This window comes from Streptococcus sp. OMI750, assembly GCF_047463895.1.
Taxonomy (GTDB): Bacteria; Bacillota; Bacilli; order Lactobacillales; family Streptococcaceae; genus Streptococcus.
Window position 1 is genome coordinate 1 of the sequence record NZ_JASHCZ010000006.1, and the last position, 24,779, is coordinate 24,779.

Annotated in this window: 36 protein-coding genes; 1 reads left to right on the forward strand and 35 read right to left on the reverse strand. The window is 42.0% G+C overall.

The features are described from left to right. Positions 1-232 precede the first annotated feature (232 nt). The 31 genes from QM830_RS09415 to tgt all read right to left on the reverse strand — a co-directional run bounded on the left by QM830_RS09415 (position 233) and on the right by tgt (position 17,817). Positions 233-1,504: a gamma-glutamylcysteine synthetase gene (locus tag QM830_RS09415; RefSeq protein WP_414326683.1), complete on the reverse strand. Its 1,272-nt coding sequence runs from the start codon at positions 1,502-1,504 to the stop codon at positions 233-235. Positions 1,505-1,758: 254 nt separating this feature from the next. Then, positions 1,759-2,145 carry a 50S ribosomal protein L17 gene (gene rplQ, locus QM830_RS09420; RefSeq protein ID WP_003002399.1) on the reverse strand — a complete coding sequence of 129 codons (387 nt, stop codon included), beginning with the start codon at positions 2,143-2,145 and terminating at the stop codon, positions 1,759-1,761. A gap of 11 nt (positions 2,146-2,156) precedes the next feature. Then, complete coding sequence (locus QM830_RS09425) at positions 2,157-3,095, reverse strand: DNA-directed RNA polymerase subunit alpha (protein ID WP_009732031.1); 939 nt, start codon at positions 3,093-3,095, stop codon at positions 2,157-2,159. A 45-nt stretch (positions 3,096-3,140) separates the two neighbouring features. Next, entirely contained in the window at positions 3,141-3,524 is a 384-nt protein-coding gene (gene rpsK, locus QM830_RS09430) for a 30S ribosomal protein S11 (protein WP_001118385.1), read from the reverse strand. A 23-nt stretch (positions 3,525-3,547) separates the two neighbouring features. Beyond that, positions 3,548-3,913, reverse strand: a complete 366-nt coding sequence (gene rpsM / locus QM830_RS09435; protein ID WP_003009631.1) for a 30S ribosomal protein S13 — start codon at positions 3,911-3,913, stop codon at positions 3,548-3,550. Between the two features lie 17 nt (positions 3,914-3,930). Next, entirely contained in the window at positions 3,931-4,047 is a 117-nt protein-coding gene (gene rpmJ / locus QM830_RS09440) for a 50S ribosomal protein L36 (protein ID WP_001808836.1), read from the reverse strand. Positions 4,048-4,070: 23 nt separating this feature from the next. Next, a complete protein-coding gene (infA, locus tag QM830_RS09445) occupies positions 4,071-4,289 on the reverse strand; it encodes a translation initiation factor IF-1 (RefSeq protein ID WP_001029883.1) in 219 nt (72 codons plus the stop codon). A 116-nt stretch (positions 4,290-4,405) separates the two neighbouring features. Beyond that, complete coding sequence (locus QM830_RS09450; protein WP_414326710.1) at positions 4,406-5,044, reverse strand: adenylate kinase; 639 nt, start codon at positions 5,042-5,044, stop codon at positions 4,406-4,408. A 96-nt stretch (positions 5,045-5,140) separates the two neighbouring features. Further along, positions 5,141-6,451, reverse strand: coding sequence for a preprotein translocase subunit SecY (gene secY, locus QM830_RS09455; protein ID WP_414326712.1), 1,311 nt, complete (start codon positions 6,449-6,451; stop codon positions 5,141-5,143). Positions 6,452-6,463: 12 nt separating this feature from the next. Continuing rightward, the gene (gene rplO, locus QM830_RS09460) at positions 6,464-6,904 is read right to left on the reverse strand and encodes a 50S ribosomal protein L15 (RefSeq protein WP_414326714.1); all 441 of its coding nucleotides are present in this window, start codon (positions 6,902-6,904) and stop codon (positions 6,464-6,466) included. Between the two features lie 145 nt (positions 6,905-7,049). Then, positions 7,050-7,232, reverse strand: a complete 183-nt coding sequence (gene rpmD / locus QM830_RS09465) for a 50S ribosomal protein L30 (protein WP_002894509.1) — start codon at positions 7,230-7,232, stop codon at positions 7,050-7,052. Between the two features lie 14 nt (positions 7,233-7,246). After that, positions 7,247-7,741 (reverse strand): 30S ribosomal protein S5, encoded by a 495-nt coding sequence (rpsE, locus tag QM830_RS09470; protein ID WP_006595182.1) that lies wholly within the window; start codon positions 7,739-7,741, stop codon positions 7,247-7,249. Between the two features lie 17 nt (positions 7,742-7,758). Continuing rightward, the gene (gene rplR / locus QM830_RS09475; RefSeq protein WP_003010871.1) at positions 7,759-8,115 is read right to left on the reverse strand and encodes a 50S ribosomal protein L18; all 357 of its coding nucleotides are present in this window, start codon (positions 8,113-8,115) and stop codon (positions 7,759-7,761) included. An 83-nt stretch (positions 8,116-8,198) separates the two neighbouring features. Beyond that, entirely contained in the window at positions 8,199-8,735 is a 537-nt protein-coding gene (gene rplF / locus QM830_RS09480; protein WP_009732027.1) for a 50S ribosomal protein L6, read from the reverse strand. A gap of 225 nt (positions 8,736-8,960) precedes the next feature. After that, a complete protein-coding gene (gene rpsH, locus QM830_RS09485) occupies positions 8,961-9,359 on the reverse strand; it encodes a 30S ribosomal protein S8 (RefSeq protein WP_003010897.1) in 399 nt (132 codons plus the stop codon). Between the two features lie 212 nt (positions 9,360-9,571). Then, on the reverse strand, positions 9,572-9,757 hold the full coding sequence (locus tag QM830_RS09490) for a type Z 30S ribosomal protein S14 (RefSeq protein WP_001085699.1): 186 nt from the start codon (positions 9,755-9,757) through the stop codon (positions 9,572-9,574). A gap of 17 nt (positions 9,758-9,774) precedes the next feature. Further along, positions 9,775-10,317: a 50S ribosomal protein L5 gene (rplE, locus tag QM830_RS09495; RefSeq protein ID WP_003009606.1), complete on the reverse strand. Its 543-nt coding sequence runs from the start codon at positions 10,315-10,317 to the stop codon at positions 9,775-9,777. Between the two features lie 23 nt (positions 10,318-10,340). Beyond that, entirely contained in the window at positions 10,341-10,646 is a 306-nt protein-coding gene (rplX, locus tag QM830_RS09500) for a 50S ribosomal protein L24 (protein WP_003002315.1), read from the reverse strand. 73 nt (positions 10,647-10,719) lie between these two features. Next, positions 10,720-11,088, reverse strand: coding sequence for a 50S ribosomal protein L14 (gene rplN / locus QM830_RS09505; RefSeq protein ID WP_003002384.1), 369 nt, complete (start codon positions 11,086-11,088; stop codon positions 10,720-10,722). A 25-nt stretch (positions 11,089-11,113) separates the two neighbouring features. After that, complete coding sequence (gene rpsQ / locus QM830_RS09510) at positions 11,114-11,374, reverse strand: 30S ribosomal protein S17 (protein ID WP_000440801.1); 261 nt, start codon at positions 11,372-11,374, stop codon at positions 11,114-11,116. A 23-nt stretch (positions 11,375-11,397) separates the two neighbouring features. Then, the gene (gene rpmC, locus QM830_RS09515; protein WP_003002350.1) at positions 11,398-11,604 is read right to left on the reverse strand and encodes a 50S ribosomal protein L29; all 207 of its coding nucleotides are present in this window, start codon (positions 11,602-11,604) and stop codon (positions 11,398-11,400) included. A 9-nt stretch (positions 11,605-11,613) separates the two neighbouring features. After that, complete coding sequence (gene rplP / locus QM830_RS09520) at positions 11,614-12,027, reverse strand: 50S ribosomal protein L16 (protein WP_000960947.1); 414 nt, start codon at positions 12,025-12,027, stop codon at positions 11,614-11,616. Positions 12,028-12,030: 3 nt separating this feature from the next. After that, positions 12,031-12,684 (reverse strand): 30S ribosomal protein S3, encoded by a 654-nt coding sequence (gene rpsC, locus QM830_RS09525; RefSeq protein ID WP_003002336.1) that lies wholly within the window; start codon positions 12,682-12,684, stop codon positions 12,031-12,033. Positions 12,685-12,696: 12 nt separating this feature from the next. Continuing rightward, on the reverse strand, positions 12,697-13,041 hold the full coding sequence (gene rplV, locus QM830_RS09530) for a 50S ribosomal protein L22 (protein ID WP_000818139.1): 345 nt from the start codon (positions 13,039-13,041) through the stop codon (positions 12,697-12,699). Between the two features lie 11 nt (positions 13,042-13,052). Continuing rightward, positions 13,053-13,334, reverse strand: coding sequence for a 30S ribosomal protein S19 (gene rpsS / locus QM830_RS09535; protein WP_000533766.1), 282 nt, complete (start codon positions 13,332-13,334; stop codon positions 13,053-13,055). A gap of 96 nt (positions 13,335-13,430) precedes the next feature. Beyond that, positions 13,431-14,264 carry a 50S ribosomal protein L2 gene (gene rplB / locus QM830_RS09540; protein ID WP_000512900.1) on the reverse strand — a complete coding sequence of 278 codons (834 nt, stop codon included), beginning with the start codon at positions 14,262-14,264 and terminating at the stop codon, positions 13,431-13,433. A gap of 17 nt (positions 14,265-14,281) precedes the next feature. Then, positions 14,282-14,578: a 50S ribosomal protein L23 gene (locus QM830_RS09545; protein WP_003009593.1), complete on the reverse strand. Its 297-nt coding sequence runs from the start codon at positions 14,576-14,578 to the stop codon at positions 14,282-14,284. After that, positions 14,578-15,201, reverse strand: coding sequence for a 50S ribosomal protein L4 (rplD, locus tag QM830_RS09550; RefSeq protein WP_003009591.1), 624 nt, complete (start codon positions 15,199-15,201; stop codon positions 14,578-14,580). Before rplD ends, QM830_RS09545 begins: the two co-directional genes overlap by 1 nt. A 24-nt stretch (positions 15,202-15,225) precedes the next feature. Further along, positions 15,226-15,852, reverse strand: a complete 627-nt coding sequence (rplC, locus tag QM830_RS09555; RefSeq protein WP_003010846.1) for a 50S ribosomal protein L3 — start codon at positions 15,850-15,852, stop codon at positions 15,226-15,228. Between the two features lie 81 nt (positions 15,853-15,933). Then, positions 15,934-16,242 carry a 30S ribosomal protein S10 gene (rpsJ, locus tag QM830_RS09560; RefSeq protein ID WP_003009585.1) on the reverse strand — a complete coding sequence of 103 codons (309 nt, stop codon included), beginning with the start codon at positions 16,240-16,242 and terminating at the stop codon, positions 15,934-15,936. A 432-nt stretch (positions 16,243-16,674) separates the two neighbouring features. Next, positions 16,675-17,817 carry a tRNA guanosine(34) transglycosylase Tgt gene (tgt, locus tag QM830_RS09565; RefSeq protein ID WP_003010858.1) on the reverse strand — a complete coding sequence of 381 codons (1,143 nt, stop codon included), beginning with the start codon at positions 17,815-17,817 and terminating at the stop codon, positions 16,675-16,677. A gap of 150 nt (positions 17,818-17,967) precedes the next feature. On the opposite strand from tgt, the gene QM830_RS09570 reads away from it, so the two are divergent. After that, positions 17,968-18,837: a DUF975 family protein gene (locus QM830_RS09570; RefSeq protein ID WP_414326729.1), complete on the forward strand. Its 870-nt coding sequence runs from the start codon at positions 17,968-17,970 to the stop codon at positions 18,835-18,837. Between the two features lie 70 nt (positions 18,838-18,907). Here the strand turns inward: QM830_RS09570 and QM830_RS09575 are convergent, their stop codons facing one another. From QM830_RS09575 to trpA, 4 genes are all read right to left on the reverse strand, one after another. Continuing rightward, on the reverse strand, positions 18,908-19,360 hold the full coding sequence (locus QM830_RS09575; RefSeq protein ID WP_414326731.1) for a CoA-binding protein: 453 nt from the start codon (positions 19,358-19,360) through the stop codon (positions 18,908-18,910). A 134-nt stretch (positions 19,361-19,494) separates the two neighbouring features. After that, positions 19,495-22,140: a DNA polymerase I gene (gene polA / locus QM830_RS09580; RefSeq protein ID WP_414326733.1), complete on the reverse strand. Its 2,646-nt coding sequence runs from the start codon at positions 22,138-22,140 to the stop codon at positions 19,495-19,497. Positions 22,141-22,397: 257 nt separating this feature from the next. Further along, positions 22,398-23,861 carry an alpha-L-fucosidase gene (locus tag QM830_RS09585; protein WP_009732022.1) on the reverse strand — a complete coding sequence of 488 codons (1,464 nt, stop codon included), beginning with the start codon at positions 23,859-23,861 and terminating at the stop codon, positions 22,398-22,400. A gap of 141 nt (positions 23,862-24,002) precedes the next feature. Next, positions 24,003-24,779, reverse strand: coding sequence for a tryptophan synthase subunit alpha (gene trpA, locus QM830_RS09590; protein ID WP_414326735.1), 777 nt, complete (start codon positions 24,777-24,779; stop codon positions 24,003-24,005).

Here is a 24,779-nt window from a genome sequence, read left to right on the forward strand (position 1 = left end):
TATTGTTTTTTTATTGTTCAGTTACTATAACTTCCGTTATAGCGCCCTGCACATTGGTTCGTCTTGTTCAGTTTTCAAAGGTCTTTGTCGCTCTCTCGCGACAACTATATTAGTATATCACGTACACGATCTCTTGTCAATAACTTTTTTTAAAAAATTTTACTTTTTTGAAAGTTTTTTTAAAATGATAAATTGTAAAAAGAAAAAAACCTGTAAACACAAGCTTTTTATCTCAATCTATCTCCTTATTAATCAATAAGTATTGTTCTTCACCATATTCTCTTTCTAATAATCCTGCTTTAGATATTTCAATAAGATCTTTTGAAAACTTTTTAATACTTTCCGTTTCTTTTTCACTTAATTTTTTCTTTGAATATTTTTTTCGGAGCTCTCGATAGTTTGTTCCTTCCGTTGCAAAAAATGGACAGGTCTCTAAATAGTTTTCTAGTTTCTCTAACTGAACGAATAGGCCTAATTCGAATGCTATTGGCGCAAATGTCCTTTCTAATGCTTGAGTACAGACACTTCTAAACTCTATCGTTCCCCGTGCTGTCAGATCTTGAAATTGGTAACTTCGATGGTGTTTTAGATCCTCTTCTAATGGTGTGATGATAACTTCTACTCCATCAGCTGTATAGGCCTTTATTTCCCTTTTTTCTAGATAGTTTTCAACTCGAATTGGTTTAAAATAAAGGGATTTGTTTTCCCGTATAGCGGTAAAGATAGCTGTTTTAGAAAGATGATGAAAAAAATCTTCTTCGTTTTTGTAGTCCTGTGGATATACGCCCACATTTTCTTTAAAATACCCATGCAATGATTTTTCCCAGAAAATATCTCTTGCGACTCTTGTATCCCATTCTTCTTCTATGAATTCTGAATTTGAAAACAAGTAAGCCTTTGCTGCTTCAATTTTATTAAAAGCATTAATGATCCGAAGATAATTATCTCGCCTAACATCCAATTGAACTTGGTTTCCGCAAATAAAAGCTCCATATGAAGGATAGCAGTGGGTTTGCATCTCTGTGTCTTTCATTGCAAGAAAAGCCATCAACATTTTGTATCGTTCAATTTTCACCGGACGATTATCGTTTTCTTTCCACTGAGGATGGATTCCTTTCCCTTGGATTTCATGGTTATCCTCTCGTAAAATGGGTTTTATCACACTTAAATAGGAATCAAAGCGTTCAGCAACCTCACGAATAGAATGAGCTCTCTCAAATGCAAATTCAATTGTATTGTAACTTAATTCAAATAAGATGCGATCTTTTGATGCTATATGAACTAATTGTATAGGGTTATTGTCTTGATCTTTTTTTTCGATCTCAAATTCAGGAAAATCTGCTAAGGTTTGAAATAATTTTTTCGTTACTTCAATATTTGTTTTGTTTCCATTTATTTCTACGATTGGAAACTCTAACTCGACGCCAACAAAGAGTTCCGAATCCTCTTTCATATTACTAAGGTACTTCTCTTTTAGTAATTTAATTGCTTGTTGTTTTGTCATTGAATCCTTTTTCTTCTATTGGAGATATGGGTTCCATTATATCATTTTTTGCTATTCTCGACTACTCACGAAAACAAGACAAAACGCCTGCTTACGAAATTGTTTTAAATTAAAGCAATTTCGTAAACAAGCGTCTACTATTTCATCTAGTATGATGAGTGTTCCCGCTGGGGAAAACCCCCAGCGGTAGACCAGAGCTAGACTAAGAATAACAATGTATTCCATCATCATAACACTCAACAAAATTGATGATATTATACCAATTCGATGATAGCCATTGGCGCAGCATCCCCACGACGTGGTTCAGTTTTAAGGATACGAGTATATCCACCATTGCGCTCAGCATAACGAGGTGCTAATTCAGAGAACAATTTTTGAAGTGCAGTTGTTTCTGAATATTTACCTGTTTCTTCATCAAAGTTTTGTGATGCAACTTCGTTACGTACGAATGCAGCAGCTTGACGACGTGCATGCAAATCACCACGTTTACCCAAAGTAATCATTTTTTCAACTGATTTACGGATTTCTTTTGCACGTGCTTCAGTTGTTACAATTGCTTCATTGATGATAAGATCTGTAGTCAAATCGCGAAGCATTGCTTTACGTTGTGAGCTAGTGCGTCCTAGTTTACGGTAAGCCATGTATTCCTCCTCTATTTATCGTTTTTTAACCCAAGGCCTAAGTCGGCAAGTTTGATTTTAACTTCCTCAAGACTCTTACGTCCCAAGTTACGAACTTTCATCATTTCTGCTTCAGATTTTTCAGTCAAATCGTAAACAGTATTAATGCCAGCACGTTTCAAACAGTTGTATGAACGAACTGAAAGATCTAATTCTTCGATGGTACGTTCTAAAATGCGATCATCAGAAGTTGTATCTACTTCCTTCATGACATCTGTTGCAATAGCAATTTCAGTCAAGTTTGTAAATAGATTAAGGTGTTCTGTCAAAATACGAGCAGACAAACCTAAGGCATCTTCTGGAATAATTGTCCCATTTGTCAAAATTTCAAGGGTTAGCTTGTCAAATCCATCGTTGCTACCAACGCGAGCTGGTTCAACTTGGTAATTGACTTTTGTCACTGGCGTATAGATTGAATCTACAGCAAGTGTGCCCACTGGTGCATCATCTTTTTTGTTTTGATCAGCTGGAACATAGCCACGTCCACTGTTTACAGTAAGCGTTGCTTTCAAAGATGCTCCTTCTCCGATTGTAAATAGATAATGATCAGGGTTTACAATTTCGATGTCACTATCTGTAAGAATATCACCAGCAGTAATTTCTGCAGGTCCTTCTACATCAAGTTCAATAATCTTTTCGTCTTGGACGTAAGACTTAACAGCGATTCCTTTAACGTTAAGAATAATTTGCATAACGTCTTCACGGACTCCTGGAACGGTATCAAATTCGTGGAGTACACCTTCAATGTTGATTGAAGTGACAGCTGCACCTGGAAGTGAAGCTAGAAGTACACGACGAAGTGAGTTTCCAAGCGTTGTACCATAACCACGTTCAAGTGGCTCTACTACAAATACGCCATAATCTTTATTTTCATCAATTTTTGTTATATTTGGTTTTTCAAACTCAATCATTTGCTATACTCCCTCTTAAACGAAAAGCTGTGTAATTGTTGATGATTATACACGGCGACGTTTTGGAGGACGAGCACCATTGTGTGGTACAGGAGTTACATCGCGGATTGCAGTTACTTCAAGACCAGCAGCAGCAAGTGCACGAATAGCAGACTCACGACCTGAACCAGGACCTTTAACAGTTACTTCAACAGATTTAAGTCCATGTTCTTGAGCAGATTTCGCAGCAGCTTCTGAAGCCATTTGAGCAGCAAATGGTGTAGATTTACGAGAACCTTTGAATCCAAGTGCACCTGCAGATGACCAAGCGATTGCGTTACCATGCACATCAGTAATCATAACAATTGTGTTGTTAAATGTAGCGTGAATATGAGCAATACCAGATTCGATATTCTTTTTCACACGACGTTTACGTGTTGGTTTAGCCAAGATTTTTACCTCCTTATTTTATTTTATTTTTTCTTACCTGCAATCGCAACAGCTTTACCTTTACGAGTGCGAGCATTGTTTTTAGTGTTTTGTCCACGAACTGGAAGTCCACGACGGTGACGGATACCACGGTATGAACCGATTTCCATCAAACGTTTGATGTTCAAGTTTACTTCACGACGAAGGTCACCTTCAACTTTAATTGCGTCAACTTCACGACGGATAGCATCTTCTTGATCTGGTGTAAGGTCACGAACACGAATATCTTCAGAAACGCCTGCAGCAGCAAGAATTTTCTTAGATGTTGGAAGTCCAATACCGTATACATAAGTCAATGAAATTACTACACGTTTGTCATTTGGAATGTCAACTCCAGCAATACGAGCCATGTTTTCTCCTTTCTATCTTATCCTTGACGTTGTTTGTGTTTTGGATTTGCTGGGCAAATTACCATAACACGACCATTACGACGAATTACTTTACAGTATTCGCAAATTGGTTTGACCGATGGTCTTACTTTCATTTTTATCCCTCCAAGTTTTTCGATTATTTAAAGCGGTATGTGATACGTCCACGTGTCAAATCGTACGGACTCATCTCCACTGTAACACGATCTCCCGCTAAAATACGAATATAGTTTTTACGAATTTTACCAGAAACTGTTGCTAAAATCTGATGTCCATTTTCAAGTTCAACCGTAAACATAGCATTCGGCATCGTATCAACTACTTTGCCTTCTACTTCAATCACATCGTCTTTTGCCACGCAAAAGTACCTCCATAAATTTCGATTCATTCCTCTGAGCACAGAGGTAACAATTATAAGTCAGACTAACTAATTGTATCACTTGTCGTCAAATATTGCAAGTGACTAAAACGTTTTTATTTTAAATTCTCCAAGACTTTTTGGATATCTTTGAAGACGTCGTTGATGTCTTGATTTCCTTCAATATCATGGACCAATCCTTTTGCACGGTAATGAGCAAGAATTGGCTCACCTTGAGCAATATTCACATCCAAACGGCGTTTCACTGTTTCTGGTTTGTCATCTTCACGTTGGTAATAGTCTTCTTCCTTGTAGTCAGCTGGTGGGTTGAATACTTTATGGTAAGTTTCACCTGTTTCGCGGTGAATAATACGACCACTCAAGCGTTCAAGAAGGCAAGATGGATCCACTTCGATATTGATTACTCCCTCAAGCTCCAAACCAAGGTCTAGCAAGATTTGATCCAAGGCATGAGCTTGTTCAATCGTGCGAGGAAAACCGTCCAAAAGGAATCCTTTTTCCTTAATGTCGTCTTGAGCCAAACGTTCTTTTACAATCCCATTTGTCACATCATCGGGCACCAATTCACCTTTGTCGATGAATGATTTTGCCAATACACCCATTTCAGTTTGGTTAGCCATTGCTGCGCGGAACATATCACCGGTAGAGATATGCGCTACGTGAAACTCTTCCACGATTTTCGCTGCTTGGGTCCCCTTACCTGCTCCAGGCAATCCCATAATTAAAAGATTCATGATGAATCCTCCTTATTTTGTTTTTAAATGGAAGCAGGAGCAAATTCCTATTTCCATTTAAAAACAAAATAGAAGGCTGACAAAGTCAACCTTATTCTATTCTGTTGTTGTGTCCATAAATCCGACATACTTACGTTTTAATAAGTAGCCTTCCAATTGTTTCATTCCTTCAATACCTGTTGAAATAATGATTAACAAACTCGTTCCTCCAAGAGCAACCGCATCTGTTAAACCAAATACATCACGAGCTAAGATTGGAATGATGGTAATAAAGCCAAGGAATACTGATCCAACACATGCTAAACGACGTAGCAAGCGAGACATAAATTCTTCTGTTCCCTTACCTGGGCGAACACCTGGAATATAGGCACCGCTCTTTTGAAGGTTTTCTGCCGTTTTTTCAGGATTGATCTGAACAAACGTATAGAAGAATGTAAATAGAATGATCAGTAAGGCGTACATAGCAACACCCGTAGGTGTGTTTGTAGCCAACATGGCTTGTGCTGTTTTCACCCATCCTGCATTATAACCCATGGCGCTAATGACTTGAAAAATTGCAGCAGGTGCTGCTGTAATCGAACTAGCAAAGATAACTGGGATAACTCCCGCTGGGTTAACTTTTAAAGGTAGGTAAGAACTTGATGGAGCTCCTTGGGCAATCTTTGTATATTGGATTGGAATCTTGTATTGAGCTTGCTCTACAAAGGTTGTAAAGTAAACAATGACCAAGATAGCAAGGATTAATACTCCAACAAAGATAAGTGAATTGGTCAATTGACCAGAGCGAACATTTACAAATGCATTTTCATAGATTTCTTTGATCATCTCCGGAATCGATGACACAATCCCTGCAAAGATAATCATTGAAACACCATTTCCGTATCCTTTATCGGAGATTTGCTCTCCGAGCCAAGTGACAATCATTGAACCAGTCGTTAGAATGGCACCGATCAAAAGATAGGTCTTGGTATTTGGAGTAGCTACCAATTTCGCTTGAGACAAAGTGTGGAAGGTGGCTGTAATCCCGATGGATTGAACAAAGGCTAGAACCAAAGAAATATAGCGTGTTGCTTGGTTGAGCTTTCTTCGACCAACTTCCCCTTGTTTGCCCCATTCAACAAACTTAGGTAACAGATCCATTTGTAAAAGTTGCACAACGATGGAAGCTGTGATGTATGGGCTAACCCCTAAAGCGAAAACTGAGAAGTTCCTCATAGCATTCCCAGAAACTAAACTGAGCATGTTCAAGAAGGACACATCTTGAAGGCTATTCAAAATTTTCGCATTTACACCAGGCACTGTAATCGTGGTTCCAATGCGGAAAACAAGAATGATAAAGATTGTAAATAAGATCTTTGAACGTACTTGTTTTACTTTAAATGCATCTTTTAATAATTTTAAAAACATAGGTCACCTCACTTAGATGACTTCAACTGAACCACCTTTAGCAGTGATAGCTTCTTCAGCTGATTTAGAGAATTTAGCTGCTTTTACAGTCAACTTCTTAGTCAATTCTCCGTTACCAAGAATTTTGATACCTGATTTTTCAGCTTTTACAATTCCTGATTCAACAAGTACTACTGGAGTTACTTCGGCACCATCTTCGAAGACGTTCAACTGATCAAGGTTTACAATCGCATATTCTTTAGCGTTGATGTTTGTAAATCCACGTTTTGGAAGACGACGGAACAATGGAGTTTGTCCACCTTCAAAACCAAGACGTACACCGCCACCGCTACGAGCTTTTTGACCTTTTTGACCACGGCCAGAAGTTTTACCATTACCAGATGAAGTACCACGACCAACACGGTTGCGGACTTTACGTGAACCTGTAGCAGGTTGTAATTCATGAAGTTTCATTATTTAATTTCTCCTCTTTTGTAAATTGCTAACGCATGCAATCAGGAAAAGGTGTCCCGACTACAAACTCGCCTATACTTATATTTAGTTTTAGGGGATGAGAAAATTCTCATACCCCTGAAAACTTTGTTCTATTATAAATAGATTATTTCACTTCTTCAACTGTTACCAAGTGAGATACTGCAGTGATCATACCACGTACTGCTGGGTTATCTTCTTTAATAACAGAGCTGTTCAATTTGCCAAGTCCAAGTGCTACAACAGTTTTACGTTGTGACGGGATGCGTCCGATTGGAGACTTAGTCAAAGTAATTTTAATTTGAGCCATTTGAATCTCCTTTCTTAAGCCAAGTCAGAAACTGAAATACCACGAAGGGCAGCAACTTCTTCAGCGCGTTTCAATTGAGCTAAACCTTCCACTGTTGCACGAACAATGTTGATTGGAGTGTTTGATCCAAGTGATTTAGATGTTACATCTGCAATACCTGCCAATTCGACAACGGCACGAACTGCACCACCTGCAGCAACCCCAGCCCCTTCGATAGCTGGTTTCAACAATACACGAGCTCCACCAAATACTGATGTTACTTCGTGAGGAATTGTTGTTCCAACCATAGGAACTTCAATCAAGTTTTTCTTAGCATCTTCTACTGCTTTACGGATTGCTTCTGGTACTTCTTGAGCTTTACCTGTACCAAAACCAACACGTCCGTTACGGTCACCAACAACTACAAGAGCTGCAAAGCGAAGACGACGTCCACCTTTAACAACTTTTGTAACACGGTTGATGGCAACTACGCGTTCTTCAAGTTCAACTGCATTGTCTTTAAATGCCATTTTCTAGTGTCCTCCTATTAGAATTTCAATCCGTTTTCACGAGCTGCATCAGCCAAAGCTTTAACACGTCCGTGATATAGATATCCACCGCGGTCGAACACCACTTCAGAAATACCTTTAGCAACTGCACGTTCAGCAACAAGTTTGCCGACAACAACGGCTTGTTCAGTTTTAGTTCCTTTAGAAACTTCTTTGTCAAGAGTTGAAGCGCTTGCGAGCGTTACACCCGCTACGTCATCAATTACTTGAGCGTAGATGCCTGTATTAGAACGGAATACGTTCAAACGTGGGCGATCAGCAGTTCCAGAGAGTTTTCCGCGAACGCGACGGTGGCGTTTTTGACGGATTTTATTTTTATCTGGTTTCGAAATCACAATTTTCACCTCTTAATTTTAAAATCATGTGCTAAGCACTGAGTTGGAAAATAGGTGGGTGGTTGATAAGCAACCACTCAACATTATTTACCTGTTTTACCTTCTTTACGGCGAACGAATTCACCAACGTAACGGATCCCTTTACCTTTGTAAGGTTCTGGTGAACGAAGGCTACGTACGTAAGCAGCTGTTTGACCAACTACTTCTTTTGAAATTCCACTGATAACGATAGTCGTTGGGTTTGGAAGTTCAAAAGTAATTCCTTCTGGAGCTTCAACTTCATCTGGATGAGATTTACCTACAGCCAAGACAAGTTTATTTCCTTGAAGTTGTGCACGGTAACCAACCCCGCGCATTTCAAGTTCTTTCTTGAATCCTTCTGATACACCAACAACCATGTTGTTCAAAAGGGCACGAGTAGTTCCGTGGATAGTTTTCATTTCTTTTGAATCGTTTGGACGGTGAAGAGTTACTTCAGTACCTTCCACACGGATTTCAATATCTTTTGAGAACTCACGAGTAAGTTCTCCTTTAGGTCCTTTTACAGTTACTACGTTGTCATTGTTAGTGAGTTCAACACCAGCAGGCAACACGATAACTTTATTACCAATACGTGACATGTTTTTATTCTCCTGTTAAATTGTCAGGCCTTTGAAGGCCAGTTTTCACGGGGTTAAGATACTTATTTAGTTCAATAGCTAAACTGAACACGCTCTAAGAACTGTGTATCTTGATTTGAGTTCGAGCTAAGAATTTGGTGAAAAAGATAAGTTTGTCTTGGAGCATCGCTCCTGCTACAAACTTCCTATTTTCACTGCATTCTTTTAACGCTCTCACATCATCAATTACCAAACGTAAGCGATAACCTCACCACCAACATTCTTTTGGCGTGCTTCTTTATCAGTAAGCAAACCTTCAGAAGTTGAAAGGATAGCAATTCCAAGTCCGTTAAGAACTTTTGGAAGATCTTCACGTTTTTTGTAAACACGCAAACCTGGTTTTGATACACGTTTCAAGTTTGTGATAACTTTTTCACCGTTTTGTCCGTATTTCAAGAATACACGGATGATGCCTTGTTTGTCATCTTCGATGAATTCAACGTTTTTTACAAAACCTTCGCGTTTAAGGATTTCAGCAATTCCTTTTTTGATGTTTGATGCAGGCACTTCAAGTACTTCGTGTTTTGCTTGGTTAGCGTTACGAATACGTGTAAGGAAGTCTGCGATTGGGTCAGTCATAACCATTTTTTATTTCTCCTCTTACTAGTAGTTTGCAAGTTGCACTTGCTAGTTAATGATTGAGCTAGGCTCAGAAAATTTTGATACATGAAAACGAGAATATACTCATTTGAACAAGAGCTACAACCTGGGCAAAAAAGATAGGTTTGATTCAGAGCTTCGCTCCATCACTAATCTCCTATTTTTGCTGGGGTTGTTACGCTCTTTGTATCATACTATTACCAAGATGCTTTAGTGACACCTGGGATTTGTCCTTTGTATGCCAATTCACGGAAGCAAACACGGCAAAGTTTGAACTTGCGGTAAACTGAGTGTGGACGTCCACAACGTTCACAGCGAGTGTATGCTTGAGTAGAGAACTTCGCTGGGCGTTTGTTCTTAGCAATCATAGATTTTTTAGCCATTAGTTTTACCTCCTATATTATTTTGCAAACGGCATTCCAAGGCCAGTAAGCAATGCACGTGATTCTTCGTCTGTGTTCGCTGTAGTTACGATTACGATATCCAAACCACGAGTTTTATCAACATCATCAAAGTTGATTTCTGGGAAGATCAATTGTTCTTTCACACCAAGTGTGTAGTTTCCACGTCCATCAAATGATTTTGTTGGAACACCATGGAAGTCACGCACACGTGGAAGTGAAACTGTTACCAATTTATCCAAAAATTCGTACATACGTTCACCACGAAGGGTAACTTTTGCACCGATCGCAACACCTTCACGAAGACGGAAGCCGGCGATTGATTTTTTAGCCTTAGTGATCAATGGTTTTTGACCTGAGATCAAAGCAAGCTCTTCAGCAGCTTTTTCAAGGTTCTTAGCATTTGATACTGCATCACCAACACCCATGTTCAAAACGATTTTATCAACTTTTGGCACAGCCATAACTGATGAATAGTTGAACTGTTCAGTCAATGATGGTACTACTTCATTAAGGTATTTTTCTTTTAAACGATTAGCCATTATACTTCTCCTTTCCTTCGTGATTAGTCAAGCACTTCGCCTGATTTTTTGTTGTAGCGAACTTTTTTGCCGTCTACAAATTTGTAGCCAACACGTCCAGCAACACCGTTTTTGTCCAAAACTTGAACGTTAGAAGCATGGATTGGAGCTTCTTTTTCAACGATCGCACCTTGAGGGTTTTCGTTATTTGGACGTTGGTGTTTCTTAATGATGTTTACACCTTCTACAACAACTTTATTTACTTTTGGAAGAGCAGTAAGAACAACAGCTTCTACGCCTTTGTCTTTACCAGCAATAACGCGAACTTTGTCGCCTTTTTTTACAAACATTTTATTCTCCTTTTATTCTTACGCCCGATGGGCACCCTGGCTGAGCCAGGGGACTGTGTTTGTTTTTGATTGATTAAAGTACTTCTGGAGCAAGTGATACGATCTTCATGAATCCACCGTCACGCAATTCACGTGCAACTGGACCAAAGATACGAGTTCCGCGAGGAGTTTTGTCGTCACGGATGATCACTGCTGCATTTTCGTCGAACTTGATGTATGAACCATCTTTACGACGAGCACCTGATTTAGTACGAACGATAACAGCTTTTACAACGTCACCTTTCTTAACCGCACCACCAGGAGTAGCTTGTTTTACAGATGCAACGATTACATCACCGATGCTCGCGAATTTACGTTTTGAACCACCAAGAACTTTGATTGTCAAGATTTCGCGTGCGCCACTGTTGTCAGCGACTTTCAAACGAGTTTCTGTTTGAATCATTTACGTTTTCTCCTTTCAGGTATGATTAGATGATGACCGCTTCTTCAACGACTTCTACAAGACGGAAGCGTTTTGTAGCTGAAAGCGGACGAGTTTCCATGATACGAACGATATCGCCTTCTTTAGCAACATTGTTTTCATCATGAGCTTTGTATTTTTTAGAATAGTTGATACGTTTACCATAGACTGGGTGGTTACGTTTAGTTTCAACTACAACTGTGATTGTTTTGTCCATTTTGTCAGACACAACGCGTCCAACAAGAACTTTACGATTATTGCGTTCCATTGAAATTCTCCTTCCCTAGTCTATTATTTAGCTTCTGATTGAACAGTTTTGATACGAGCGATTTGTTTTTTCACTTCTTTCAAACGTCCAGTTTGTTCCAATTGACCAGCAGCTGCTTGGAAACGAAGTTCAAACAATTCTTTCTTCAATTCATTTTCACGCTTCGCGAGTTCTTCTTGAGAAAGACCACGAAGTTCTTTAACAAATTCTTTTACTTCTGTAAGTTTCATGACCTCTCCTTATTCTGCTTCACGTTTCACAAATTTAGTTTTAACTGGCAATTTGTGGCTAGCAAGACGAAGTGCTTCGCGCGCGATCTCTTCAGATACACCAGCGATTTCGAACATCACTTTACCACGTTTAACTGGTGCTACCCAACCTTCAGGAGCCCCTTTACCAGATCCCATACGTACCCCGATAGCTTTAGCGGTGTATGATTTGTGTGGGAAAATCTTAATCCAAACTTTACCACCACGTTTCATGTAACGAGTCATGGCGATACGAGCAGCTTCGATTTGACGGTTTGTGATCCAGTGGCTAGTTGTAGCTTGAAGACCGTATTCACCGAATGCTACTTCTTTTCCACCTTTTGCTTCACCGCGCATTTTACCACGGAATTCGCGACGGTGTTTTACACGTTTAGGTACTAACATTGGTTATTTACCTCCTTTAGCGTCTTTACGAGCTGGAAGAACTTCACCACGGTAGATCCATACTTTAACACCAAGTTTACCGTAAGTAGTGTCTGCTTCTTCCCAAGCGTAATCGATATCAGCGCGAAGTGTGTGGAGTGGAACAGTTCCTTCAGAGTATCCTTCTGCACGGGCAATATCTGCACCGTTCAAACGACCTGATACTTGAGTTTTGATTCCTTTAGCTCCAGCACGCATAGCACGTTGGATCGCTTGTTTTTGTGCACGACGGAAAGCAACACGTTGTTCCAATTGACGAGCAATTCCTTCACCAACAAGGTGAGCATCCAAGTCAGGACGTTTGATCTCAATGATGTTGATGTGTACTTGTTTACCAGTCAATTTGTTAAGAGCTGCACGAAGTGCATCAACGTTTGCTCCACCTTTACCAATAACCATACCTGGTTTAGCAGTGTGAAGAGAAACGTTAACTTTGTTTACTGCGCGTTCGATTTCAATAGTTGAAACGGCTGCGTCAGCCAATTCTTTTTGAATGAATTTACGGATTGCAAGATCTTCATGAAGGTAATCCGCGTATTCTTTTTCAGCATACCATTTGGCATCCCAATCACGGATGATACCAACACGCATACCAATTGGATGTACTTTTTGACCCACGAGTTTACCTCCTTATTTTTCTGCAACAGCTACTGTGATGTGAGCTGTACGTTTGTTGATTGGTGAAGCTGAACCTTTCGCACGTGGACGGAAACGTTTCATTGTTGGTCCTTCGTTTGCGAATGCTTCAGATACTACCAAGTTAGCTTTTTCCAAACCAAAGTTGTTTTCAGCGTTTGCTACTGCTGAGTTCAACACTTTAAGGATGATCCCTGCAGCTTTGTTTGGTGTGAATGTCAAAATAGCGATGGCATCGGCTACGCTTTTACCACGGATGTTGTCAAGAACAAGACGTGATTTACGAGGTGAAACACGCACTGTACGAGCCATTGCTTTAGCTGAAGTAATTTCTGCCATTTATGTTCTCCTTATTTTCTACGTGTCTTCTTGTCGTCTGCCGCGTGACCTTTGTAAGTACGAGTTGGTGCAAATTCACCAAGCTTGTGACCTACCATGTCTTCTTGGATGTAAACAGGTACATGTTTACGTCCATCATAAACTGCGATAGTGTATCCGATGAAACTTGGGAAGATCGTTGAACGACGTGACCAAGTTTTAATTACTTTTTTCTTTTCGTCGTTTGCTTGAGCTTCAACTTTTTTCATCAAATGCTCATCGACGAAAGGTCCTTTTTTAAGACTACGTCCCATTTTGTAATTTTCTCCTTTAAAATTTAGTACCACAGCGGCTTGCGCTGCTAGGCAGCGCTACCGAGCTGGCGGAAAGTGTAAGCTAGTTGCTTATGATTATTTTTGGTTGCGACGACGAACGATAAGTTTGTCAGATTTCGCTTTCTTGTTACGAGTTTTAAGACCAAGCGCAGGTTTACCCCAAGGAGTAGATGGCGCTTTACGTCCAACTGGTGCTTTACCTTCACCACCACCGTGTGGGTGATCATTCGGGTTCATTACAGAACCACGAACTGTAGGGCGAACACCTTTCCAGCGGTTACGTCCCGCTTTACCAAGGTTAACAAGTCCATGTTGTTCGTTTCCGACAACACCAACTGTAGCACGGCAAGTTCCAAGAATCATACGAACTTCGCCTGATTGAAGACGAACAAGTACATATTTACCTTCAGAACCCAATACTTGAGCAGAAGCTCCAGCAGCACGTACCAATTCTCCACCTTTACCAGGTTTCAATTCGATGTTGTGGATCAAAGTACCAACTGGGATGTTAGCAAGTGGAAGAGCGTTTCCGACTTTGATATCTGCTTCTGGTCCTGATACGATGCGTTGACCTACTTCAAGACCTTTAGGGGCAATGATGTAAGCTTTCACACCGTCAGTGTAGTGTACAAGCGCGATGTTAGCTGAGCGGTTTGGATCGTATTCGATCGTTTTAACGACTGCTTCAACTCCATCTTTGTTACGTTTGAAATCGATCAAACGGTAATGACGTTTGTGTCCACCACCTTGGTGACGAACTGTGATACGACCGTTGTTGTTACGACCTGCTTTGTTTTTAAGAGAAACAAGCAAAGTTTTCTCAGGTGTGTTTGTTGTGATTTCAGCGAAATCCAAAGAAGTCATATTACGGCGACCGTTTGTTGTTGGTTTATAAACACGAATTCCCACGATATTTCCTCCTTAGATTATTCAGCTTCAGTAGCAAACAACTCGATTGCTTTAGAATCAGCTGCAAGCGTGATGATAGCTTTTTTAGTTTTTGAAGTAAAACCAGTGTAACGTCCAACGCGTTTTGCTTTAGGTTTTACGTTTACAGTGTTCACATTCGCAACTTTTACACCTTCAAACGCAGCTTCAACAGCTTGTTTGATCAAAAGTTTGTGAGCGCGAGTGTCAACTTCGAATACATATTTGCCTGCTTCAAGTTGAGCCATTGACTTTTCAGTGATAACAGGTTTTTTGATAACATCATACAAATTCATTATGCAAGAACCTCCTCGATTTTAGAGATAGCTGCTTGAGTAACAAGAAGTTTGTCACTATTTGCGATGTCAAGAACACTTGCAGTTGTAGCAGTCGCAACTTTCACGTTTGGAAGGTTACGAGCTGAAAGAGCTGCGAATTCATTTCCTTCTTCAAGAATAACAAGGACTTTAGAATCGATGCTCAAAGCTGCAAGAACTTTTGCAAATTCAGCAGTTTTTGGAGCTGTAAATTCAAGAGAATCAACGGCTACAAATTTGTTTTCAGCAACTTTTTCTGAGTAAACAGATTTAAGTGCAAGGCGACGAACTTTTTGAGGAAGTTTGTACGCATAGCTACGCGGAGTTGGTCCGAAGACAATTCCACCACCACGCCATTGTGGAGAGCGGATAGAACCTTGACGAGCACGTCCAGTTCCTTTTTGACGCCATGGTTTGCGTCCGCCACCTGAAACGGCTGAACGGTTTTTAACTGCGTGAGTTCCTTGACGAAGGCTAGCACGTTGGCTGATGATCACATCAAATACAACTGCTTGGTTTGGTTCGATACCAAAGATCGCATCGTTAAGAACAACTTCGCCCGCTTGTTTACCAGTTTGGTCGAATAATGTTACATTTGCCATTTTGACTGTATTCCCCTTTCCTTATTATTTACCAGCTTTAACTGCTGACTTGATAGTGATAAGAGATTTCTTAGCACCTGGTACGTTACCTTTGATAAGGATAACGTTCTTTTCTGGAACAACTTGTACAACTTCAAGGTTTTGAATTGTTACACGATCGCCACCCATACGTCCTGCAAGGTTTTTACCTTTGAATACGCGGTTAGGTGCAACAGGTCCCATAGAACCTGGACGACGGTGGTAACGAGAACCGTGAGCCATTGGTCCACGTGATTGTCCGTGGCGTTTGATAACACCTTGGAAACCTTTACCTTTAGAAGTACCAGTTACATCAACAATGTCTCCAGCTTCGAAAGTGTCAACTGTGATTTCAGCACCAACTTCCAAGCCTTCAACGTTTTTGAATTCACGAATGAAGCGCTTAGGAGCCGTGTTAGCTTTTGCTACATGTCCTTTAGCAGGTTTGTTGCTCAATACTTCGCGTTTGTCATCGAAACCAACTTGGATAGCGTTGTAACCATCTGTTTCAACAGTTTTAACTTGAAGAACAACGTTTGGAGTTGCTTCGATAACTGTTACAGGGATCAATTCGCCAGCTTCAGTGAAGATTTGAGTCATTCCCACTTTTTTCCCTAAGATTCCTTTTGTCATGAGAAAATAGTTCCTTTTCTATAGTTTTTTATTCAAAAAGTTTTTAACGAGCGTTTTTTATGCTCTCGATCAAGCTTTAGATTAAAGTTTGATTTCTACGTTTACACCACTTGGAAGATCCAATTTCATCAAAGCGTCAACTGTTTTTTGAGTTGGGTTGATGATGTCGATCAAACGTTTGTGTGTACGCATTTCGAATTGTTCGCGAGAATCTTTGTATTTGTGAGTCGCACGAATGATTGTGTAGAGGCTACGTTCAGTTGGAAGTGGGATTGGCCCCGCAACTTGTGCACCTGTACGAGTAGCTGATTCTACGATTTTTGCAGCCGCTGTGTCGAGTGTACGGTGTTCGTACGCTTTCAAACGGATGCGGATTTTTTTGTTTGCCATCTTTTTCTCCTTTTCGTCTATTTAAGATAATAGGCTAGCTCCACAAGAAAACCGACGCGCGTTGCGTGGCAATGCAACCGAGCGTGTCGCAACCTCTTGCATCAAAGCTAATAGCTGCTTTTCACAGCACCATAGTAGTTTAACACAAACAAAGGCCCAATGCAAGGGATTTGAGAAGATTTTTTTCGTTTTTTTGATGAAAGTGTTTTCGAAAGAAAAAGCGTGCTAAAAAAGTTGCTATTATATAGGAAAAAGGGAGCGAGACAGAACAAATTTATATCCAATTTGTTCGTCGTCTCGCCCCCGCACAGTTGATTAGGTTATCTTTGGAGCTTAACAAGCGAACAAAGATACCAATCAACCACTGCGTCTAGCAGTTATTCCTATTATTCTCAGATGGCTGTAGTCTTTTTTCTTCCTATTTATCTATTTCTAGAAATTCCGTCCTGATTTGTTATAGCCATATTTTTCGACGAAATGCTCACGGAATTCTAAGAGATTGTCATCCATGATGGCTTGACGGACCTGTTTCATGAGGTTGATCAAGAAATAGAGGTTGTGGTAGCTAGTCAAGCGAATGCCGAAGGTCTCATCTGCCTTGAGGAGGTGGCGAAGATAAGCTCGGGTGTAATTCTTACAAGTGTAGCAATCACATTCGGGATCCAGCGGTGTAAAGTCTTCTGCAAATTGCGCATTTTTCACTACTAGGCGTCCTTGACTAGTCATACAGGTACCATTTCGCGCAATCCGCGTCGGCAAGACACAGTCAAACATGTCCACTCCACGAATAACCCCATCAATCAAACTGTCTGGAGCTCCTACTCCCATGAGATAGCGTGGCTTGTTCTCTGGTAAGAGCGGAGTTGTGAAATCAAGCACGGCATTCATCTCTTCATGGCTTTCCCCAACAGCTAAGCCACCGATAGAATAGCCTGGAAAGTCCATGCTGACCAAATCTTGGGCAGACTGACGGCGCAAGTCTTCAAATCCAGCCCCTTGAACAATCCCGAAAAGACCTTGATCATGAGGACGACGGTGAGCCTTCAGGCCACGTTCTGCCCAACGACTGGTCCGTTCGATTGATTTTTTCACATAATCATAGGGCTGATAGAACTGAGGGCATTCATCAAAGGACATCATGATGTCGCTCCCTAGATTGTTTTGGATGGAGATGGCCTTTTCTGGAGAGAGGAACATCTTCGAGCCGTTGAGGTGGTTTTTAAAGGTTACCCCTTCTTCGGTGATGTTGCGGGTATCCGCTAATGAATAGACTTGGAAGCCTCCACTATCTGTCAAAATCGGCTGGTCCCAGTTCATGAACTGGTGCAGTCCTCCTGCTTTTGCGACCAAGTCGTCCCCGGGACGAAGCCAGAGATGGTAGGTGTTGGCCAAGATAATTCCGGAACCCATTTCCTTGAGTTCTTCTGGCGATTGGGTCTTAACGGTTGCCTGAGTCCCTACAGGCATAAACATTGGGGTTGGGAAGGTCCCGTGAGGGGTGATAATTTCTCCCAGACGAGCACCTGTATGCTTTTCTTTTTTGATTAATCGATATTGAATCGGTGAATCTGTCATGGTTACCTCCGTACTGGGAAAAACAGTCCCAGCCTTCTTATTCCTGTCACAGTTTTCCTGTGAGCACCTGTACGATTGTACCAAATTTTACCGGCTCTGTCACGGACTTATGTTATAATAAAAAGTACTACTATGAAGAGAGTGTCATCTATGAACCTTAAACTGATTCGCCTCCGGGCACGTACCATGCAAGTCCAGCAACCGGGCTTAGCTATCCTATTTGCCCTGCCAGTCCTATTGACCATTCTTGCTAACTTTCTCTTAAGCGGGCAAAATCTGATTGATTTGCTAGCGGATATGACCTTACAGCAAGCAAGTATCTACATGATACAGCTACAGCTCTTTCCCTCTGTTGTTGCCTTCATCATCTCCATTTTAGTGGTTGGTGCGACTTTTAGCTATCTGGATGCGATCAATCCCAAGATCGAACACCGAGCACGGGTCTTGGATATCTTTCAACAGGATCGCTTCACCCCTGTCTTCATCACCTTGTTCTTAAAGCAAGTCATCCTCTTTTTATGGGGACTCATCCTCTATGCTGGGAGTCTCGTTAGCACCTATGCTAGCACTCAATTCTTGGCGATCTACGACAAGGTCAGCAATCCCAGCACTTTGACGGCTGCTAGTCCTGAATTTCAGGCCATGATGCGTCAAATGCCTCTGATGACAGCAGGTGTCGTTCTAGGCCTACTTGGTCTCCTCTTTTACTTGCCACAGTACTATAGTCTCAGCTTGGTCGAATTGATCCTCTACGAACAACTACGAGACGGCGACTACAAGGGAGCTTTGGGAGTCCTTCGTCAAAGTCGTGAAACCATGAAAGGCTTCCGCAGCAATCGCCTGGTACTCGATTTAACCTTGTTTGGATGGTACTTCCTGAATTACTTCACGCGCGATGTCATTGGTTTTTATACTATGCCTTATTTTATCAACTGCCAAATTGCATTTTACGATCAAATCAAGCAGATCAAACAAGGGCCGCGCCATTTCACAGGCCATCCAAGCTATGAAACGAAATAAGAGTAAGAAGAAAACCCCAGTTTCCTGCTGGGGGTTTTCTTCTATCGTTCTACTGTTAATTTCTTGTCATTTATAAACCGTATAGAGAGTCTCCTAAGATCAGTCGGGTGTGTTCCCGTTTAATACAGCGGTTCATGACGATATCTTCTCGTCCAGCTTCACGAAGGATTTCTTCTGCTTCTTGATTTTCCAGCTCTAGTTGTGCCCAGAAAATCTTCGCATCCGATTCTATAAAGTCACGCGCTACATCTGGCAAAAACTCACTGCGACGGTAAACATCGACGATATCTACTGGGAAAGGAATTTCCTGCAAGCTAGCGTATACCGTTTCTCCAAGGATTTGCCCACCGGCTGCACGAGGATTAACGGGAATAATCCGATAGCCCCGCTCTTGCATCTCCTTGCTGACACGATGGCTGGTCGTATCTTCACGGTCAGATAATCCAACTACAGCAATGATTTTACTGGTTTCTAGGTAATGTTTGATAATGCCATCACTAGGATTGCGAAATGAATAGGCCATATGAATCTCCTTTTGTATGCGTTTCCTTTCTTTAAATAGTATAACAATACGAAGGGCATTGCAAGTGTTTGTCGTTAAAAGCGGTAGAAAACTGAAAAGTCTCCTACCGCTTTCTGTTTTAAACAAACTCGATCTTATTTGGCTTCATACCATGTTTTGCCTGCATTCTCATCGGCTTCCAGTGGTACCGCAAGCTCAATAGCGGATTCCATGGTCTCTTTGACGAGTTCTTTGATCGCTGCCAGCTCCTCACTTGGTACTTGCAGAACGATTTCATCGTGGACCTGAAGAAGCATCTTGGTCTTGTATGCTCCTCTTTCTAGCGCTTGGTCCAAGTGGATCATAGCAATTTTCAAGATATCGGCTGCCGATCCTTGGATCGGTGAGTTGATAGCCGTCCGATCCGCAAAGCCTCGAACATTGAAGTTGCGAGAATTGATATCTGGAATCTCCCGACGACGCTTGAAGAGAGTCTCCACATAGCCTTTATCACGCGCTTCCCGCACCACTCTCTCCATATAGTCCTTGATGCCAGGGTAGCGTTCGAAGTAGGTCTCAATGTAGGCCTTAGCTTCTTTTCGGCTGATCCCTAGGTTGTTAGACAGTCCAAAGTCGGAAATTCCATAAACCACACCGAAGTTTACTGCCTTGGCATTGCGACGGTCATTCGGTGTCACGTCTTCTGGTTTTTCAATATTGAAGACCCGCATCGCAGTCGATGTATGGATATCTGCCCCATGTTTAAAGGCATCAATCAAATGCTCATCTCCCGAAATATGGGCTAAGACGCGCAATTCGATCTGTGAATAGTCTGAACTCAACAAGACACTGTTTTCCTCTTCTGGGACAAAGGCCTTGCGAATAAGACGGCCTTGCTCCAAACGGACAGGGATATTTTGCAGGTTGGGATCCACGCTGGACAAGCGTCCTGTCTGCGTTAAATCCTGTACATAGCGGGTATGGATCTTTCCATCTTCCAAAATCCAGTCTTGAAGACCGATGACATAGGTCGATTGGATCTTAGCAATTTGGCGGTATTCAAGAATCTTAGACACGATCGGGGCGATTGGAGCCAGGCGTTCCAAGACATCAACAGCTGTGGAATAGCCGGTTTTGGTCTTCTTGGTGTATTCAAGAGGGAGTTTCAATTTTTCAAAGAGGATGACACCCAATTGTTTTGGAGAATTGATATTAAATTCTTCTCCAGCAAGCTCATAGATTTCTTGAGTCAAGCGCTCCAAGACTGCTTCGTTTTCCACCTGCATATCTTGAAGGGTCTGGCGTTCCACCTTAATCCCCGCGATTTCCATCTTGGCCAAAACAGCTGCTAGTGGTTGCTCCATATCATAGAGCAGATCTAGTTGGTCGTGAGCTTTTAGTTGCTCCATCATAGGCTCTTCAGTGTCTAGCAAAACAGCGACTTTTCGGGCCAAATGCTCTAATAGGACCGCCTTTTCTGGAATGGCTTTTTTTGCTCCCTTGCCATAAACGACTTCGTCCAGCGGTAGTGCAATCTGGCTATAGAGACTGGCAATGGTTGAAATTTCATTGTCCTCTACGGTCGATAAGAGATACTTGGCCAATCGACTGTCAAACGCGGGATTTTGAAGGGTAATGCCCAAGTGGGTAAGCAAGACTTTGGCCCGTTTGAAGTCATAGACCTTGAGCGGTGTTTTTTCTAAAAATTCTTTGAAAATCGGTGTTTGTAAAAGACCAGTATCTGTACTCGCGTAGAGCTGACCTTTTGTCCCCCATGCAAAACCAATGATGGGTTCTGTATGGTAGTTGTCACCAAACATCTCAAAATGGAAGAAACTATCTTCCGTGAGCATATCGGAAGTGACTTGCTCGACTTCTGTGTAGTCAAGGGCTACAGGAGTTGTCGCTTCTCCGCTCAAATCCAAGGCCTGACGGAGTTGCTTAAAGCCCATCTCCTCATAAAATTTGGCGAGATTTTCTAGATGAGGACCCGTATAGGTGATATCGTCCAGCCCAATTTCAATAGGCGCATTGGTATCGATGGTCGCCAAAGTCTTAGACAGATAGGCCTGTTCCTTGTCGTTGATGAGGTTTTCCTTCATCTTAGAAGCCTTCATCTCATCAATATGCTCATAAATGCCATCGAGAGAACCGTATTCTAGGAGTAGTTTAATCCCGGTCTTTTCTCCAATCTTGGTGACACCTGGGATGTTATCCGACTTATCTCCCATCAAGGCCTTGAGGTCGATAAATTGCTCTGGTGTCAGTCCCATCTTTTCTTTCAGATAGGCTGGAGTGAATTCCTCAAACTCCGCCACTCCTTTTTTTGAGATTTCAACCACCGTATTGTCATCTGTCAGCTGGATCAAATCCTTATCCCCTGAAACAATGGTCACATCAAAAGGATCAGAAGTTGATTCTGCCAACTTGTCCAGCGTTCCAATAATATCATCTGCTTCATACTGGGTCAGCTCATAATGGCGGATTCCCATATGATCCAGTTGTTCACGAATGAAAGGAAACTGCTCGCGGAACTCATCTGGTGTTTTTGCACGGCCCCCTTTGTAGTCGGCATACATCTCCGTCCGAAAAGTCGTCTTTCCTGCATCAAAAGCTACGAGGACATGGGTTGGTTGGATGCGCTCCAAGAGATGGCTCAACATAAGGTTAAAGCCATAGACCGCATTGGTATGCAACCCATTGGCATTTTTGAAGCGATCAATTTGATTGTAGAGTGCAAAAAAGGCACGAAAAGCGACGGAAGACCCGTCGATGAGTAGTAATTTGTTCTTTTTTTCCATAGGCCTATTATACCACGAATCACAAGGTCTCTGGTACATAAAAACTCTACCCTTTCGGGTAGAGCCTTCTTTAGGAGTTTCTTATGAAAAATGAAGAGAAGCGTTTATTCGCCGTAACAAGACCCTTGTTGTGGCAATTTCTTAAAGCGTTTTGGATAATTGACTGAGATTTTCATTTTCTGTACCTCATTTCTTATTGGATGAGTACAGTATACAAGAGAAACCTAAACCATTCCTTATAGAAAGCTTCAAGAAAACTAAAAACTGAGACGCAAAACACGCGGTTGTTTTTTGCTGCAAGCTGGTAATCGAAGGTGGAGCCCTTGGTCATCTTGACTCCAAGAAAGGAGCTGGCTTTCTCCAAGGAGCTCTACCTGCCGAATACGCGCATGAAGGATTCTCGGTTGCTTGAGATCATAGGCGAGAGACGGCAAGGTCAGCTCTTCTGTCCGTCCACTTGGTTCCAGCTGAATAGCATAAAGTAGGCCTTCACGCATGGTATAGCGGAAATCTTGGTTGGTATAGAGTGGCGCTTTCCCATCTGAGAAGGAACCTTCCTGGGCCTCGGTCGGTCCGTCCGACGACACCCGCCAAGGCCGGCTCTGATAAATGGCTTCTCCGTTTACCGCCAGCCACTCCCCGATCTCTGTGAGAATGTCTTGGTCTTGCTCAGGGATAGTGCCATCTGCCTTGGGTCCAATATTGAGCAGAAGATTGCCATTTTTTGCCACAACATCAACTAAATTTTGTAGCAATTCCTTACTGGTCTTGTAGGCTAGATCCTGGGTATAACACCAAGAATTACGGGCGATCGCGGTATCCATTTGCCACGGAAAGGCTTGCGTCTCTCCGTATCCTCCCCGCTCCATCTCGACGATTCCTGAACCAAAAGGTAGGGCATCCTGTTTGTAACAAACAGCCACCTTGCGATCCTCTTGTGCTGCTAGATTGTAATAATACGCCAAAAAGCGCATCAAGTAAGGACGGAAACTCTCATGCTGGATCCACCAGTCAAAATAAAGGAGCTCTGGCTGGTAGTCCCGCACCAGTTCACAGGTTCGCGACAGCCAATCTTCCAAGAATTCTTTACTTGGATAAGGCTTGGAAGTCAGATCAAAATGATCCTTTGGCTCTGGCTCGGCTGGCCAATAAAGGCTGTCTCTTGGGACTTCTTGCGGAATGTCACTAGCAAACTCCTTGCCATGTGAAAAGAAAAACTGGTGCTCTGCCCGGTGAGAAGATGTACAGAAGTGTAGACCACGTTTTTCTGCTTCCGCCCTCAGTTCTCCTAAAACATCTCGTCTTGGCCCCATTTCTAAGCTATTATAAGGCGAGAGAGTAGAGGCATACATCTGAAAACCATCGTGGTGCTCCGCAACTGGGAAAAAATACTGAGCGCCTGCTTTTTGAAAGAGATCCAGCCAAGATGCCGGATCAAATCGATCTGCTGTAAAGAGAGGAATGAGATCCTTGTAGCCCAAGCTAGCCTGGTCTCCAAAATACTCTCGATGGTAGTCATAGCAAGGATTCCCTTGGATATACATATTTCGTGAATACCACTCTGAACCGAAGGCAGGTACACTGTAGACCCCCCAGTGGATAAATATTCCAAATTTAGCATCCCGATACCAGTCTGGACAAACTTGATGGCTAAGAGAGTCCCAGCTTGGTTCAAAAGGGCCTGACTGGACGACTTGATCAATCTCTTCAAGGCTTATCATTCTCTTCTCCTCTTTTCTTATTACTATCTCTATTGTATCGAGAAACCCTCGTTTGTAAAGACAAACGAGGGCAATGTTTAAAATAGTAGACAAAGAGCTTGATCTAGGAGAATCGAGCCAATTACAAATAGAATAGACCTGTTAGCCCTTCACTGCTTGAGAAATAAAATGAGAGATGGCTTCTGTCTCCCCTTGGTGGAGAGCCTTAACGATTTTAGATCCCACAATAACGCCATCTGAGACCTTGTTGAAACGGTGAATATCCTCCATGCTGGAAACTCCAAAACCTGTTAAAACAGGAATCGAAGCTATTTCGTGTAATTGGGCCAAGTGGTGGTCCAGATCGTCTCGATAGCTACCAGCTTTCCCCGTCACACCATTGACAGCAACAGCATAGATAAAACCTTCTGCATCTTGGATCAATTTCTTCTGGCGCTCGATTCTTGTGGTTAAGCTCACTAGTGGAACCAAAGCGATGTCTTTATCCGCTATGAGAGGCTCTACCAGATCCGCATGCTCATGAGGAAGATCGGGGATAATCACTCCCTTGACCGCTGTTCCTTCTAAATCTCTAAAGAAGTTTTCGAGACCATATTGGAACAAGGGATTGAAATAGGTCATGATGACCAAAGGAACAGTTGTCTCCAGACGCTGGATTGTTTGCACCAGTTCCTCTGTCGTCGTCCCATGGGCTAAACTTCGCAATCCTGCCTCTTCAATCACAGGGCCATCTGCCACTGGATCTGAAAAAGGAATGCCAACCTCAATAGCTGAGACACCAAGCTCCTCCAAAAATTGGATGGTTTCCTGCAAACCTGCCAAGCCTTTTTCATGATCTCCTGCCATGATATAAGGAACAAAGATCCCTTGCTGCTGGTCTTTCAGCTTTTGTAAATGCTCTGTTAAGGTCTTTTCCAT